Below are 13,927 nucleotides of genomic sequence, written 5' to 3'. Positions count from 1 at the left end.
CTATATAGGCTGCCCATGGCACTGGCAGCGGCGCAGCGGGCGGCCCCCGCGATCGATCTGGGTCTGGGAAAGCCTCCGGCATCCTCGCGCGTCGTCGTGGCCATGTCCGGCGGCGTCGACAGTTCGGTGACGGCGGCGCTGCTGGCGGAAGCCGGTTATGACGTGGTCGGCATCACTCTGCAGCTCTACGATCATGGCGCGGCCGTGTCGCGCAAGGGCGCCTGCTGCGCCGGGTCCGACATCCACGACGCACGCCGCGTCGCCGAGGCGCTGGGCATTCCCCATTACGTTCTGGATTACGAAAGCCGCTTCCGAGAATCCGTCATGGACGATTTTGCCGACAGCTATCTGCGCGGCGAAACACCGATTCCGTGCGTGCGCTGCAACCAGACGGTGAAGTTCCGCGATCTGCTCGAAACCGCGCGCGATCTGGGCGCGGAATGCCTGGCGACGGGCCACTATGTGCAGCGCGTCGATGGCGCGGCCGGTCCCGAGTTGCATCGCGGCGCGGATCCGGCCAAGGACCAGAGCTATTTTCTGTTCGCGACCACGGCCGAGCAGCTCGACTATCTGCGCTTTCCGCTCGGCGGCCTGTCCAAGGACGAGACTCGCGCCCATGCCGCGCGCTTCGGCCTCTCGGTCGCCGACAAGCCCGACAGCCAGGACATCTGTTTCGTCCCGTCAGGCAATTACGGCGCGGTGATCGAGAAGCTGCGCCCCGGCGCCGGCGCGCCCGGCGACATCGTTCATCTGGATGGACGTGTTCTTGGTCGGCACGATGGCATCATTCACTACACCATCGGCCAGCGTCGCGGCCTCGGCATCGGCGGCGGCATGACCGACGGCAACGCGCCGCTCTATGTGGTACGGATCGAGCCCGATGCCCGCCAGGTCGTGGTCGGACCGCGCGAGGCGCTGGCTGTCACCGACGTCTATGTGAAGGATCTGAATTGGCTGGGTGCGCCGCTGCCCGCCGAAGGCGTCGAGGTCGCGGTCAAGGTGCGCTCGACCCGCCCGCCGCTTCCGGCCCTCATTCGCCCGCTGTCCGGCGGACGCGCGATCGTGTCGCTGCTGCGTCCGGAAGAGGGCGTGTCGGCGGGCCAGGCGTGTGTGATCTATTCGTGCGACAGGGTCCTCGGCGGCGGCTGGATCATGGGCGCCGAGCGCGTCAGGCCCTGACACGAAAACGGCGCGGAACCGGAATTCCGCGCCGTCCTGTTCCTGCGGCCGCGATCAGTCGGCCTTCTGGGCATCCTTAAGGCGCTCGCGCTGCGCTTCGTCGGCGTTCTCCAGCGCCTTGCGCTCGGACTTCTGCACGGCTTTCTGCGCCTCGCGCTCGTCTTCCTGGACTTCCTTCACCGCGTCATCATTGGTGACCGGATCGACGATCTTGCGCTCGACCTTCTGAGCGTCCTTCGTCGCTTCCCGCTCCAGTTCCTGCTCGTTCTTCAGCGACTTTTCGCGGGCCTTCTGGCCATCTTTCAGCAACTCGCGCTGAATTTCTTCCTGTCGCTTGTCCGCGGACTGGGCCGGGCTGTCGGCATAGGCGGCGGTGGCGCCAAGGGCGATGGAGACGGCGATAATGGCTGCTGGCATTTTCATCTGAAAATTCGCTTTCGGTTGTTGCGATCCGCTGAGCGGCGAACCTTCTCGCGTCCTCTCAGCAGCCCGCTAACGACACGCCGATGCACCGGTTCCGTTCCGGCCCGGCAATAGTCGCTTCAGAATGCGTCCTCCCACTTTTGGCTGAGCAGCATGGCCGAGTTGATCAGGCCGACCATGGAATAGGTCTGCGGGAAGTTGCCCCACAATTCGCCGGTGCGGGTGTCGATGTCTTCCGACAGCAGGCCGAGACGGGTGCGCGAGCGCAGCATCTCCTCGAAGATCTCCCGCGCTTCCTCGCGCCGGCCCATCCCGGCCAGCGCGTCGATGTACCAGAACGAGCAGATGTTGAAGGCGGTCTCCGGCGCGCCGAAATCATCCTCGGCGATGTACCGGTAGAGGTGGCGGCCCGAGCGCAGGTCCGCCTCGATGCGGTGGAACGTCGCGACATACCGCGGATCGTCATAGGCGAGGAAGCCCACCTCGGCGAGCAAGAGCAGGCTGGCGTCCAGTTCGCTGCCGCCGAACGAGGCCGTGATGATGCCCAGTTCCTCGTTCCAGGCGCGGGCGAGGATGCCGTCGCGTATCGTCCGGGCATGCTCCTGCCAGTACGCGGCGCGCTCGGAGAGCGACAGTCGCCGGGCGATCCTGGCGAGCCGATCGCACGCGGCCCAGCAGGACACCGCCGAATGGGTGTGGACCGCCGCGCGCGAGCGGAACTCCCACAACCCCGCATCCGGCTTGTCCCATTTGCGCACGGCCTTTTCGCCCAGCGCCTCCAGCTGCTCGAACAGGTCCTGGCCGCCCGGCTGACGGAGCCGGCTGTCGAAGAAGCTCTGTGTCGCCGCGAGCACGATGTGGCCATAGCTGTCGTTCTGGACCTGGTCATAGGCCTGATTGCCGATGCGCACGGGACCCATGCCGCGATAGCCGTCCAGGCTCTCGACGATGCTCTCGTCCAGCCGCCGTTCCTGGGTGATGCCGAACAGCGGCTGCAGGTCGTCCACGTCCTCCAGCGTCGCCACGTTGATCAGGAACCGCAGATAGCCTTCCATGGTACGGGTCACGCCCAGGCGGTTCAGCGCATGGACCACGAAGTAGGAATCCCTCATCCAGCAATACCGGTAATCCCAGTTTCGTACCGTATTGGGCGCCTCGGGAATCGAGGTGGTGATGGCGGCCACGATGGCGCCGGTTTCCTCGTAGTTGGACAGCTTGAGGGTGATGGCGGCGCGGATCACCGCGTCCTGCCATTCGAAAGGCAGCGACAGATAGCGGCACCATTCGAACCAGTATTCTTCCGTGTGTTCGAAGAAATCGCGGCCGGTGTCGTGGATGCCGGTCTGCAGGCTTTCGTCCGGCCCCAGGATCATGGTTGTCGTGCGGTCGAGATTGAAGGTCCGCTCCTCCATCAGATAGGCGATGGGCATGTCGGTGGTCAGACGCAGGGTCACCGACGGCGTGATGAAGCGGATATGGTTGCTGCCATAGGTCGTCTCCGGCCGCGCCGCGCCGTGCGCGCAGAGCGGCCGCGCCCGAACCGTGATCCGCGGCCGCCCGGCGACCGGCTCGACCCGCCGCACCAGCATCATCGGCCTGAAGGTGCGGCCGGCCCGTTTGAAGCGCGGGGCGAAATCGGTGACCCTGACGGCGCTGCCGTCATGTGCATGCAGCGTGGTCTCGACGATGGCCGTGTTGCGCCGGTAGCTCTGTTCGGCATGGCTGAAGTCATGCAGGCCGATATCGAAGGAACCGGTGCCGTCCTCGTCGCTTTTCAGCAGGGCGCAGAACAGCGGATCGCCGTCCAGCCGGGGGAAGCACCCCCAGACGATACTGGCCTTCTCGTCGATCAGCGCGGCGATGTTGCAGTTGCCGATCATTGCCACTTCCAGACTGCGCATGGGCGATGGCTCCTTGACGTGTTGGGAAATGCCGCGTCATGCCCGGACAGGCGGACGGACTTCTGCGTCGGTATTTGGTAAACATCTTGCCAGAACGCGAGGTTCCATGTCGCCCGATGCGGAACAGGAACCGGAATCAGGGCGTTCGCCGGGCAAGCAGCCTGCGGCGCATATGGGGTGGGAGAGTCCGTGAACGGCATGATCCTCGCTGGTGATATCGGCGGCACGAGAACCCGGCTTGGCCTGGTTGAAATCTCTGGCGGCCCGCCGGTGCTCCGCTGGAAACAGACCCTGCTCAATGCCGACTATCCGTCCATGGAGCTGTTGCTGGCCGGTTGCGACGGGCTACGCGGCGCGCCAATCCGCGCGGCCTGCTTTGGCGTCGCCGGCCCGGTGGAGGATGGCGTCTGCCGCCTGACCAATTTGGATTGGATTCTGGATGCCCGTACTCTGGCCGGTGTGCTCGGGACGCCTCGGACGTCGCTGATCAACGATCTCGCGGCCATCGCGCTCGGCGTGCTGTGCCTGCCCGACAACGGTTTCGCCGTCCTCCAGCAGGGCACCCGGCCATGGGCGGCGGGCAGCATGGCGGTGGTCGCGCCGGGGACCGGACTGGGCGAGGCGGGGCTGCTGTTCGACGGCGGGCGCCATCATGTAGTGCCGTCCGAGGCGGGCCATGCGGATTTCGCGGCGGCGACGGAGACGGAAGTGGCGCTGCGCTGGTTCCTCGCGGCGCGGCATGGACATGTCAGCAGCGAGCATGTCATCAGCGGCCTCGGGCTGACCAATATCGCCCGGTTTCTCGCCGAGACCGGTGTGCACGCGCTGCCGCCCGCGCTGGCCGATGTCCCGCCCGTGCGATGGCCGGCGATGATCGCCGAGCTGGGTCTGAACGGCGGCGACCCCTTGGCCGTCGAGGCGCTGGATCTCTTCGCCGCCGCCCTGGCGCGGGAATGCGGCAACGCCGCGCTGCGCTATCTGGCGACCGGCGGCGTCTGCATCGCCGGCGGCGTCGCGGGCGCGCTGCTGCCGCTGCTGCGCCGGCCGGAGTTCATCGCCGCGCTGAACGCCAAGGGCAGGATGCAGGCCCTGCTGGAGACCGTCCCGGTCCGGGTCTCGACCGATCCGGACGTGGGCTTGCTGGGCGCCGCGCGCTGGGCCGGCGGACATCTCGACCCGACCCCCTAGACGCTCGCCATATTTCGTCGGGGCCCGGGGACCAACGGCCTTCCCGTGCGTTAACGGTCGCCTTTCATGGGGGACACATGACGCAGCCTCAGGTTCTTGCTTTCGCGATTCTCGGCGGAATGATGCTCCTCTTCATCTGGGGCAAGCTCCGCTACGACGTCACCGCCACGCTGGCGCTGCTGGCGGCGATCATCGTCGGCGTGGTGCCGGCCGAACGGGCATTCTCCGGATTCAGCGACGACATCGTCATCATCGTCGGCAACGCGCTGGTGGTCAGCGGCGCCATCGCCCGGTCCGGCATCATCGAGACGGCGCTGGCGCGGCTCGGCACCCGGCTGACGCGGGTGCGCTCGCAGCTCCTGCTGCTGGTGACCAGCGTCACCCTGCTGTCGTCCCTGGTCAAGAACATCGGCGCGCTCGCCATGCTCATGCCCGCCGCCTTCCAGATGTCGAAGAAATCCTCGGCCTCGCCCTCGGTCTTCCTCATGCCCATGGCGTTCGGCTCGCTCCTCGGCGGCCTCATCACCCTGGTGGGCACCTCGCCCAACATCATCGTGTCGCGGGTGCGCGAGGAGATGACCGGCCAGCCCTTCGGCATGTTCGACTACGCGCCGGTGGGGCTGGGGCTTTCCGTGGTTGGCATCACCTTCCTCTGGCTCTTCTACAAGCTGCTGCCGGCCGAAAGGCGGGCGGCGGCCACCATGGCCGAAGCGCTCGACATCAAGGGCTACGTGACCGAGGCGCGCATCGACGAGGATGCCGATGCCATCGACATGACCGTGTCCGAATTCGTTGGACTGGCGAGCGGCGAGGTGAAGATCACCGGCCTCTTGCGCGGCGACACCAAGCGCACCACGCCGCTGCCGGACGCGGTCTTGCGCGAAGGCGACGTCCTGATGCTGGAAGGCGATCCGGAGGCGCTGGAGCGGGTGATCGCGCGCGGCGGGCTGACCCTGACAGGGCAGGACCGCGCCACCGTCACCGAGAGCGCGGCGGGATCGCTGGGCGTGATCGAGGCGGTGGTGACGGCGCAGTCCCAGCTGGTCGGCCGCGGCGCCGGCCGCATGCTGCTGCACGATCGGCACGGCATCAACCTGCTGGCCATATCGCGCGCGGGCCAGCGTTTCACCGAACGCCTGCGCGATATCGCCCTGTCGGCCGGCGACGTGGTCGTGCTGCAGGGACCGCTGGACAGCATGCCGGAGATTCTTCGCGAGCTCGGTTGCCTGCCGCTCGCCGTCCGGCCGCTGCGTCTCGGCAGCGTCCGGCACGGTCTCATCCCCGTCGGCATCCTCGCCGTGGCCATGGGCCTGACCGCCGCCGGACTGGTGCCCGTCGCCGTCGCCTTCTTTGGCGCGGCGGTCGCGGTGATCCTGTCCGGCGCGCTCACCGCCCGCGAGGCCTATGACCATATCGAATGGCCCATCCTGATCATGCTCGGCGCGCTGATCCCGGTCAGCGATGCCCTGCGCACCACCGGCGGCACCGACCTGCTGGCGGCGTGGCTGTCGCAGACGGCGGCGGTCTTGCCGCCCTGGGGCGCCGTGGCGCTGATCCTGGTCGCGGCCATGGCGGTGACGCCGTTCCTCAACAACGCGGCGACCGTGCTGGTCATGGCGCCCATCGCCGTCACCTTCGGCACGGAACTGGGATACCGGCCCGAGGCGTTCCTGATGGCGGTGGCGGTCGGCGCGGGCTGCGATTTCCTCACGCCAATCGGCCACCAGTGCAACACGCTGGTGATGGGACCGGGCGGGTACCGCTTCAGTGACTATGCAAGGCTGGGCGCGCCGCTCTCTGTGCTCGTGGTGCTGGTCGGCGTGCCGCTGATCATGTGGTTCTGGCCGGTCGGCTGACGGAGAGGGCGGCCATGAAGATCGCGACCTTCAACGTCAACGGCATCAATGGCCGCCTGCCGCGCCTGCTCGAATGGCTGGCCGAGGCGAAACCTGACGCCGTTTGCCTGCAAGAGCTGAAGGCGCCGGGCGACCGGTTTCCCGAAGCGGCGATTCGCGACGCGGGATACGGCGCCATCTGGCAGGGGCAGGCGCGCTGGAACGGCGTCGCCATCCTGGCGCGCGGCGCCGACCCGGTCGAGACGCGGCGCGGCTTGCCCGGCGATCCGGAAGACGCCCAGGCCCGCTATATCGAGGCGGCGGTCGGCGGCGTGCTGATCGGCGGCCTCTATCTGCCCAACGGCAACCCGCGCCCGGGGCCGAAATTCGACTACAAGCTGGCCTGGACCGAGCGGCTGCTGGCCCATGCGGCCGGGCTGATCGAGGCGGGCGTGCCCGCCGTGCTGGCCGGCGACTTCAACATCATTCCCACCGACCAGGACGTCTACAAGCCCGAGCGCTGGCGCGACGACGCCCTGTTCGCGCCCGAGGCCAAGGCGGCGTTCCAGCGTCTGCTCGATCAGGGCTGGACCGACGCGATCAGGGCGCTCCATCCGGACGCCATCATCTACACCTTCTGGGATTACTGGCGGAACGCGTTCGGCCGCGACGCCGGGCTGCGCATCGACCATCTGCTGCTCAGCCCCTCCGTCGCCGGCCGGCTGGCGAAGGCGGGCGTCGACCGCGCGGTGCGCGGCCGCGACAAGGCCAGCGACCACGCCCCGGCCTGGCTGACCCTGCGCAAGGCCTGAGCTTAGGTTAGCGGACCCGCCCGATTCTCCATGGCCGGCGGCGGGCAGGCGTGTATGGTCCCGCCGCACTTCTGTCGATTCGCCGGAGCCCCGCGACGTGATTCCCTGGATCAAGCTGGCCTCCGCCGCCATGCCCGGCGGCGGCCCCGATCTCCGGCTGATGCGCCGGGGCGACGAGTTCTCCATCATGACCGGCCCGGTCGAGCTGATGAACAGCCGGCTCGGCGGCTCGGAAGAGGCGCTGGCCACCATGACCTGCGCCCGCCTCGGGGGTCGCGCCGCGCCGCATCTGCTGATCGGCGGCCTCGGCATGGGCTTCACCCTGCGCGCGGCGCTCGCCGTGGTCCCGCCCGGCGCCATCCTCACCGTCGCCGAACTGGTGCCCGAGGTGATCGCCTGGGCGCGGGCCGAGATGGCGCCCGTCTTCGGCGACTGCCTCGACGCGCCGGGCGTACGCATCCATGAAGGCGACGTGGGCGGGCTGATCCGGGGGCAGGCGGCGCGGTACGACGCGATCCTGCTCGACGTGGACAACGGCCCCACCGGGCTCAGCCGCAAATCCAACGACAGCCTCTATGATGACACCGGCCTCGCCGCCGCCCACCGCGCCCTGCGCCCCGGCGGCGTGCTGTCGGTGTGGTCCTCGGGCCCCGACACACGGTTCACCCAGCGCCTGCGCCGCGCCGGTTTCGCCGTCGACGAGGTCACCGTGCGCGCCCGCAAGTCCGGCAGTGGCTCGCGCCACGTGATCTGGTTCGCCACGAAGACGTCGCCCGGCCGGTCGTGATCGCTTGACAGAGGGCAGGGCGCCGCCTTATATCCGCGCCTCGACGCCTCACGGCGAGTCCTTCGGGGCGGAGTAGCTCAGCTGGTTAGAGCAGCGGAATCATAATCCGCGTGTCGGGGGTTCGAGTCCCTCCTCCGCTACCAAAATCCCCTTGTTTAGACTGAAGACCTGGATACCGTTGGTCCCGGAGACATCGGTAACAACCTAGCTCGCTTATTGTAGCGCGGCGATTGCTTTGGCACTAATCGGCGGTTCCTTTGGCACTAAGGCCTATGGCCGTTACGGGTGGAAAACTGCCGTTCCGTGTCTCATGATTGTGTACAGAACAGTTGGGACGTTGCCCCCAAAGTAGATAAGGTTTTTTTATGGACCGCGCTGAGGTAGCTGTCACAATTGCGCTGGAATATCTGGCAGATCGTCTTTCGCCTCTTGAAGCCGCGTCGAGAATGGGAAGTTTGGACATTGCCTGGCTTCCATGTTGGGAACGAACTGGCGGCGCCCAGGGCCCGCTATTGGCCTTTTACGAAGCTGCGGATGCCGCCGAGAAATGCCACTTTCTGGGTGAAGACGTCGAACGGTGGGCTCCCCAGGTCCGCGAACAGAAGCGGTCCGAACTATTGTCGGCCGAAGATCAATGGCGCGAGCCGATAGCACACGCCTGCCGCGCGTTACTCGCTTCCTCCAAGTCGCGTGGTTACGGTGCCAGTGCATTCAATTAGCGGCCAACGCTGATCCGGCGATAGTGGGGAATGGCCCGCCTCGCCGCATCTTCATTCCTGACCTGCCGCATCACGTCATCCAGCGTGTGTTCCGGCGATACTGCGCTAAACTCCTCTGATTAGGCGCTTGCACATGGCGATCGAGGGCGCCATTGACGGAATGATTAAAGCGCAGCGTCACCGCAATGCCTTCCTTTGCTAATATGCTCACCATTATTCGACGATAGCTCGTTGGGATGCCGTTAAAGACTTTTCGGCCATCGCCGGCAGGATCGTTCTCGCTCGTGATCTGAATGCGGAAAATACTTTCAAGAAAGCAGCGGAACATGCGGTTCTATGAACCGTGAGGTGCTATGGTCCGCTAACTTATTTTAGGGGAGGAAGATTATGCGTTTTTTGGTTGTGTGTCTGGCGGCGTCCCTACTGGCCGCGTGTACGTACGACGCCAAGCCGGTGGCAGTGACCTCTGCGGCGTCCGAAATCCAGACTAACCGTATTTCCCGAGAAAGGGTCAGCCTCTATCTAGCGCCGGACCTTATGGACCTCGAGACCGAAGCCGACACTGGCTATACCTGTTCCGCGCACAAATTTCCGGTGAAAGCCGGATCTGCGGTGGCTACATCGGTGCGCAAGGTGGTGGAAGAGGCGTTCGCTGGCTATGAACTGCGGGAGACACCCACTTACAGCGGCCCGGATCTCGACATGCGAGTGGGTCTAGAGTCTTTCAAAGTCGATTTAGCTTTCGATTCCGGATTCTGGTCTGCCAAAGCGAATGCTCAGGCCGAACTCGTTCTGAAGGTCGATGTATCCAGAAACGGCGAGGCGATTGTCGGCCGAACGACCATCGCGGGGGAAGGCACAGGACGACGTGACGGTGGTTGTGGCGATGGGGCCGAAGCATCGGCCGAAGCCACGGAGAAGGCCATCAAGCGCACGATGGAGAATATGGTCTATAAATTGGTTAACTCTGGTGCGTTGACCGACCAAGGCCGTTAGGTCTTCATAGTATTTCTGTGCACATGGGATCCAGCCACCCAGACGACGCTGGGTGGCTGGATCCCACCCCTCACAACCCTCCCGCCTGCGCTTCCAGCTGGTCGAGGCACGTGCCCCAGCCGTCATGAAAGCCCATTTCCTCGTGCTTGCGGCGGTCGGCGTCCGATTTGTGGCGCACCAGCGCGCGATAGGCGGTGCCGCCGTCCACCGCCTGCATGGTGATCTCAGCGGACATGAAGCTCTCGGCGTTCGGCCGGAACTCGGGGCCCAGCGCGTCGGTCCATACCAGCCGCTTGTGCGGCTCTGCCAGCAGGATGCAGCCGGGCGGGCCGTCCATTTCCTCGCCCTCGGGCGAGGCCATCACCACCGAGAAGATGCCGCCCGCGCGCGGCTCGATCACAACCCGCGCCACCCTCCAGGGTTTGGGCGCGAACCATTGCTTCAAAAGGTCAGGCTCGGTCCAGGCGCGCCACAGCTTGGCGGGGCTGGCGCTCACCGTGCGCTCCAGCACCAGGTCGAGAGTAGGATCATAATTCATCGTCTTCTCCTTCATCGTTCATGACCGCGAGAAACGCGTCCAGCCGGTCGAGGCGGGCGGTCCACAGTGCCCGCTGTTCGCCCAGCCAGCCTTCCGCCGCCGCCACCGCCTCGGGCCGCAGCCGGCAGGTGCGGACGCGGCCGTCTTTGCGCGAGTCGATCCAGCCGCCGATCTCCAGCACCTTCAGATGCTTGAGGAAGCTGGGCAGCGCCATGTCGTGCGGCGCGGCCAGTTCGGAAACGGGCGCCGGTCCCGCCGCCAGCCGGGCGATCACCGCGCGGCGGGTCGGGTCGGCGAGGCCGTGGAAGATCGAATCAAGGTTAGCCATATGGATAACTATATGCACGCCGAATGCTGCGTCAAGACACTTCGCTGAATGGCTAAGTGTTACGAGGCGCCGCGCGTCCGGTCGCCCGACGCGAAATGCGCCAGCTGATCGGAATGCGCCTTCTTGAACGCGGGGCGGGCGGTCAGGCGGGCGACATAGGCCTCGGTCGCCGGCCGGTCGCCACGGGCGCGAATGTCGCGCACCCGCAGCACGTCCGCCATCAGCAGATCGGCGGCGGTGAACCGCCCGGCGGCCAGCCACTCCCGGCCGCGCAGCACCTGCTCGATCTGGTCGAGGCGGCTGTCCATCCATCCGGCAAGGCCGTTCTCCGCCTGGCCGGACAGCTTCAGGAACCACCACGGCACGCTCACCATCTCGATGCTGTTGAGCGCGGCGATGATCCACTGTTCCGTGTCCGCTTCGCCGGCGGGATCGCGCGGCATCAGCGCCTCGCTCTTGCGCGCCAGATGCAGCAGGCACGCGCCGCTCTCGAAGATCTCCAACTCGCCGTCGTTCAGGAACGGCACCTGGCCGAAAGGTTGGCGCGCCAGGTGGTTGGTCTGGCGGCCGTCGAACGCCACGGTCCGCACCGAATAGGCCAGTCCGGCTTCCTCGCACGCCCATCGCAGCCTCAGATCGCGCACGAAACCACGCGGTCCTTCGGGCACCCAGTCATAGGTCCAGATGATCAGATCGCTCATGCCATGGCCTGCCTTGTGGGTCAGAACGGGATCGGCCGCGGGAACCGGTCGAAGATCAGGTCGCGCCAGTGCGACAGCGTCTGCTCCGCCGGCCGGAAGGGCGACTTGAAGTTCTGGTCATAGTGATGGAACGGCTTCAGGTACTTTGCCGTCCATTCCCTGTCGCGGGCGTTCATCAGCCGCGCCTCTCGCCGGAAATGGATGCTGTGATAGCGCAGCAGCCAGGCGATATGCTCGGGCACGTGATCGCGAAAGCGGTCATAGCCGAACTCGTCATGGTTCCACTGGAAGGTAACGGTGTCGAGGCCGGCGCCATCTTCATACACGCCGATGGGATCGTTCATGCAGACCACGTTCTCGGGCGCCTCGCCGGCGAGCATCAGCAGCTTGCCCGTGTCGTGGATCAGCGCCGCGACCAGCATGTCTTCGTCCGTCACCCCGTCGCGCTCCATGGCGGCGGCGACGTTGATGGTGTGCACCAGTTGGCTGGTGCTGCCCAGCCCGGTATCGGTGGGATCGTGGATCTCGCCCAGCCGGTTGATGAGGTCCCAGACCAGCACGTCGCCGAAGATAGGCTCGGCATGGCGTGCCCTCAGCGCCGCCACATCGGCCAGGGTCTGCCGCTGGTGCCGCGCCACGATGCGATTGGCCTCGGCCTCGAACGCGTCGAGATGGCGGGGCGCGCGCACGATGCCGTGCCGCTTCAGCCTCTGGCCGATGAATCTGCGAAATGCGCCCATGACACCGATAGTCCGATCCTGCAACCGGAGCGTAAGCCCGCGATCGGCCTCCGACAAGTAGCGGCCGCTATCGCAGCGTGTGGTACGGACGCGCCTCGTCGATCAGGTCGAGCACGCGGGAATCCACGCTGGCGTCGAACTTGCGCGCGAACATGCGGTTGGCGCCCAGCAGCAGATCCAGATCGCCGGCGCGCAGGATGCGCGGCGACGCGCCCCGCCAGTCGACGAACCACAAATAATCGCCCAGCGCGTTCTCCCGGTACTCGCCGCGCACGCGGGCAGGGTCCATGCCCGAATTCATCAGCAGCGTCTGGAAGTACATCTCCTCGGGGTGCAGCGTATACCGGTAGAAGCGCGCGAGCGCCGGGTTCGCGTCGGCCAGCGCCAGCAGCCGGCGCGCCGTCGCCCCGGTCAGGCACCACCAGGCCGAGCCGCCATAGGGCGTGACGCCGGCCGGCGGCGACCGACGCGGCAGCAGCCAGTGGGCCAGCTTGTGCGCCGCGCGAAGCCGCCAAGGCAGCCGCCGCGAAATCGCGCCATTGGTGTTGGACGGCCAAACCAGCGGCTCGCAATCATAGAACTGATAGCGCTCGATCCGCTGCATCTGCACCGGTCCCCAGAATGCCGGCGGCATGGCGCCGTAACTGATGAACTCCATGTCCGCATGGCGGGCGAAATAGGCGGCGATGGCCGCGTTGGAGATCAGCGGGTAATCCTGCCCGCTCATATTGACGACCCGGTCCGGCGCGCCGTCCTCATAGGACGCGAGCAATTCACGCAGGCAGTGCAGCGTGGCCCGCACCATGCTGTAGCCGCCCCAGTTCATCCGCGTGCGCCGGACGATGAACCGGACGTCGGGCGCCGCGAGCGCCGCGCGGAACGGCGCTTCATCCACCTTCGCGTCGATGTGGACGAAGAACTGCGCGCCCTCGTGACGCAATGCGCCGATCAGACGCGCCACCTGGGCCGGTGCCCTGTGGGCACGGATCAGATAGGCGATCTTCACGCGTGCCGCCGCGCGAAAGGCGCGGCACTTCCGTTAGGGGCGGTGACCATGGCGGTGACGATCTGCTCAAGAAGATTTCAATGAATACGCCGCCTGACGACTGGCCTGTCACCTCGGCCGTGGATCAGACGCTTGCGGCGCGATGCCATCGGGGAGGGCGGCGGCTTCCTCGAAAATAGCAGACGTGGCCCTGATGGAACAGGGGGCGCCTCATACCAGCTTACCGTCAGCGTCGACTCTGTTTTCCGTCACTGGCCCTCAAGGAGACTACTCCGCCGTGGCAGTGTGGCGGCGCCCGCGAAGTCCGCTTGATCTCCGCCGGGCCGGGCTTCAGGGTGGCGCGCGAGTCGCCATCAATGGAGCATACCGATGCAGAATACCGTCATTCCCCCGGGTAGCGAGAAGGTCACCGAGGCGTTTCACTTCGTCGCCGGCCGCATTTCCGGCGATTTCCTCTTTATTTCGGGCCAGCTCGGCACCCATGACCGGGTCCTCGCCGACGGTCTCGAGGCCCAGATCGACGCCGCGCTCGCCAATGTCGCCCGGGTGCTCAAGGAAGCGGGCCGGGACTTCACGGCCATCGCCGAAATCTCGTCGTTCCATGTGGGCGATATCGGGCAGCACGTGCCGCTGTTCGTCGCCGCCATGAAGAAGCACTTCCCCGGCCATCCGCCGGCATGGACCGCCGTCGGCGTGACCGGCCTCGCCATGGCGGGCGCGCTGGTCGAGGTCAAGGCGGTCGCGTCGCTGGCCTGATCTCCCGGTTTCGGCGGG

15 protein-coding genes and 1 tRNA gene are annotated in these 13,927 nt (G+C 66.4%); 8 read left to right on the top strand and 8 right to left on the bottom strand.

Features of this window, described 5'->3' with window-relative positions; all coding sequences use genetic code 11:
- Positions 1–15: 15 nt before the first annotated feature.
- On the top strand, positions 16–1,179 hold the full coding sequence (gene mnmA / locus WJU17_RS04765) for a tRNA 2-thiouridine(34) synthase MnmA (RefSeq protein ID WP_346326191.1): 1,164 nt from the start codon (positions 16–18) through the stop codon (positions 1,177–1,179).
- A 54-nt stretch (positions 1,180–1,233) separates the two neighbouring features.
- On the opposite strand, the gene WJU17_RS04760 is transcribed toward mnmA, so the two are convergent.
- Both WJU17_RS04760 and WJU17_RS04755 read right to left on the bottom strand, forming a co-directional pair.
- Positions 1,234–1,602, bottom strand: a complete 369-nt coding sequence (locus WJU17_RS04760) for a hypothetical protein (protein ID WP_346326190.1) — start codon at positions 1,600–1,602, stop codon at positions 1,234–1,236.
- A 119-nt stretch (positions 1,603–1,721) separates the two neighbouring features.
- A complete protein-coding gene (locus WJU17_RS04755; RefSeq protein WP_346326189.1) occupies positions 1,722–3,503 on the bottom strand; it encodes a glycoside hydrolase family 15 protein in 1,782 nt (593 codons plus the stop codon).
- Positions 3,504–3,701: 198 nt separating this feature from the next.
- Between WJU17_RS04755 and glk the strand changes: the two genes are divergently transcribed.
- The 5 genes from glk (at position 3,702) to WJU17_RS04730 (ending at position 8,268) form a co-directional block, all read left to right on the top strand.
- On the top strand, positions 3,702–4,691 hold the full coding sequence (gene glk / locus WJU17_RS04750) for a glucokinase (RefSeq protein WP_346327393.1): 990 nt from the start codon (positions 3,702–3,704) through the stop codon (positions 4,689–4,691).
- 77 nt (positions 4,692–4,768) lie between these two features.
- Positions 4,769–6,547: an SLC13 family permease gene (locus WJU17_RS04745; RefSeq protein ID WP_346326188.1), complete on the top strand. Its 1,779-nt coding sequence runs from the start codon at positions 4,769–4,771 to the stop codon at positions 6,545–6,547.
- A gap of 14 nt (positions 6,548–6,561) precedes the next feature.
- On the top strand, positions 6,562–7,338 hold the full coding sequence (gene xth, locus WJU17_RS04740) for an exodeoxyribonuclease III (protein ID WP_346326187.1): 777 nt from the start codon (positions 6,562–6,564) through the stop codon (positions 7,336–7,338).
- 97 nt (positions 7,339–7,435) lie between these two features.
- Complete coding sequence (locus tag WJU17_RS04735) at positions 7,436–8,125, top strand: hypothetical protein (protein WP_346326186.1); 690 nt, start codon at positions 7,436–7,438, stop codon at positions 8,123–8,125.
- 66 nt (positions 8,126–8,191) lie between these two features.
- Positions 8,192–8,268 (top strand) — tRNA-Met (locus WJU17_RS04730).
- A 646-nt stretch (positions 8,269–8,914) separates the two neighbouring features.
- On the opposite strand, the gene WJU17_RS04725 is transcribed toward WJU17_RS04730, so the two are convergent.
- Positions 8,915–9,172, bottom strand: coding sequence for a hypothetical protein (locus tag WJU17_RS04725; protein WP_346326185.1), 258 nt, complete (start codon positions 9,170–9,172; stop codon positions 8,915–8,917).
- 59 nt (positions 9,173–9,231) lie between these two features.
- Here WJU17_RS04725 and WJU17_RS04720 point away from each other — a divergent pair, with 59 nt between their 5' ends.
- Positions 9,232–9,840 (top strand): hypothetical protein, encoded by a 609-nt coding sequence (locus WJU17_RS04720; RefSeq protein ID WP_346326184.1) that lies wholly within the window; start codon positions 9,232–9,234, stop codon positions 9,838–9,840.
- Positions 9,841–9,910: 70 nt separating this feature from the next.
- Here WJU17_RS04720 and WJU17_RS04715 read toward each other — a convergent pair whose 3' ends face one another.
- From WJU17_RS04715 to WJU17_RS04695, 5 genes are all read right to left on the bottom strand, one after another.
- Positions 9,911–10,378, bottom strand: coding sequence for an SRPBCC family protein (locus WJU17_RS04715; protein WP_346326183.1), 468 nt, complete (start codon positions 10,376–10,378; stop codon positions 9,911–9,913).
- Positions 10,368–10,706, bottom strand: a complete 339-nt coding sequence (locus WJU17_RS04710; RefSeq protein WP_346326182.1) for a metalloregulator ArsR/SmtB family transcription factor — start codon at positions 10,704–10,706, stop codon at positions 10,368–10,370. The genes WJU17_RS04715 and WJU17_RS04710 overlap by 11 nt, the downstream gene beginning before the upstream one ends.
- A gap of 59 nt (positions 10,707–10,765) precedes the next feature.
- Positions 10,766–11,407, bottom strand: a complete 642-nt coding sequence (locus tag WJU17_RS04705; RefSeq protein ID WP_346326181.1) for a glutathione S-transferase family protein — start codon at positions 11,405–11,407, stop codon at positions 10,766–10,768.
- 20 nt (positions 11,408–11,427) lie between these two features.
- Complete coding sequence (locus WJU17_RS04700) at positions 11,428–12,147, bottom strand: inositol oxygenase family protein (protein WP_346326180.1); 720 nt, start codon at positions 12,145–12,147, stop codon at positions 11,428–11,430.
- Between the two features lie 67 nt (positions 12,148–12,214).
- Positions 12,215–13,153 carry a beta-1,6-N-acetylglucosaminyltransferase gene (locus WJU17_RS04695; protein WP_346326179.1) on the bottom strand — a complete coding sequence of 313 codons (939 nt, stop codon included), beginning with the start codon at positions 13,151–13,153 and terminating at the stop codon, positions 12,215–12,217.
- Positions 13,154–13,522: 369 nt separating this feature from the next.
- On the opposite strand from WJU17_RS04695, the gene WJU17_RS04690 reads away from it, so the two are divergent.
- Positions 13,523–13,909, top strand: coding sequence for a Rid family hydrolase (locus tag WJU17_RS04690; RefSeq protein WP_346326178.1), 387 nt, complete (start codon positions 13,523–13,525; stop codon positions 13,907–13,909).
- The last annotated feature ends 18 nt before the right edge of the window (positions 13,910–13,927 follow it).

The sequence above is a fragment of the Iodidimonas sp. SYSU 1G8 genome (assembly GCF_039655775.1).
Classification (GTDB): domain Bacteria; phylum Pseudomonadota; class Alphaproteobacteria; order SMXS01; family SMXS01; genus RI-34.
Note: the sequence above shows the minus strand (reverse complement) of the source record. Positions and strands in the feature narration are given on the sequence as shown.

Coding starts and splice junctions, on each gene's coding strand:
- mnmA (WP_346326191.1), top strand. CDS start 16: ATGGCACTGGCAGCGGCGCAGCGGGCGGCCCCCGCGATCGATCTGGGT.
- WJU17_RS04760 (WP_346326190.1), bottom strand. CDS start 1,602: ATGAAAATGCCAGCAGCCATTATCGCCGTCTCCATCGCCCTTGGCGCC.
- WJU17_RS04755 (WP_346326189.1), bottom strand. CDS start 3,503: ATGCGCAGTCTGGAAGTGGCAATGATCGGCAACTGCAACATCGCCGCG.
- glk (WP_346327393.1), top strand. CDS start 3,702: ATGATCCTCGCTGGTGATATCGGCGGCACGAGAACCCGGCTTGGCCTG.
- WJU17_RS04745 (WP_346326188.1), top strand. CDS start 4,769: ATGACGCAGCCTCAGGTTCTTGCTTTCGCGATTCTCGGCGGAATGATG.
- xth (WP_346326187.1), top strand. CDS start 6,562: ATGAAGATCGCGACCTTCAACGTCAACGGCATCAATGGCCGCCTGCCG.
- WJU17_RS04725 (WP_346326185.1), bottom strand. CDS start 9,172: ATGTTCCGCTGCTTTCTTGAAAGTATTTTCCGCATTCAGATCACGAGC.
- WJU17_RS04720 (WP_346326184.1), top strand. CDS start 9,232: ATGCGTTTTTTGGTTGTGTGTCTGGCGGCGTCCCTACTGGCCGCGTGT.
- WJU17_RS04715 (WP_346326183.1), bottom strand. CDS start 10,378: ATGAATTATGATCCTACTCTCGACCTGGTGCTGGAGCGCACGGTGAGC.
- WJU17_RS04710 (WP_346326182.1), bottom strand. CDS start 10,706: ATGGCTAACCTTGATTCGATCTTCCACGGCCTCGCCGACCCGACCCGC.
- WJU17_RS04705 (WP_346326181.1), bottom strand. CDS start 11,407: ATGAGCGATCTGATCATCTGGACCTATGACTGGGTGCCCGAAGGACCG.
- WJU17_RS04700 (WP_346326180.1), bottom strand. CDS start 12,147: ATGGGCGCATTTCGCAGATTCATCGGCCAGAGGCTGAAGCGGCACGGC.
- WJU17_RS04690 (WP_346326178.1), top strand. CDS start 13,523: ATGCAGAATACCGTCATTCCCCCGGGTAGCGAGAAGGTCACCGAGGCG.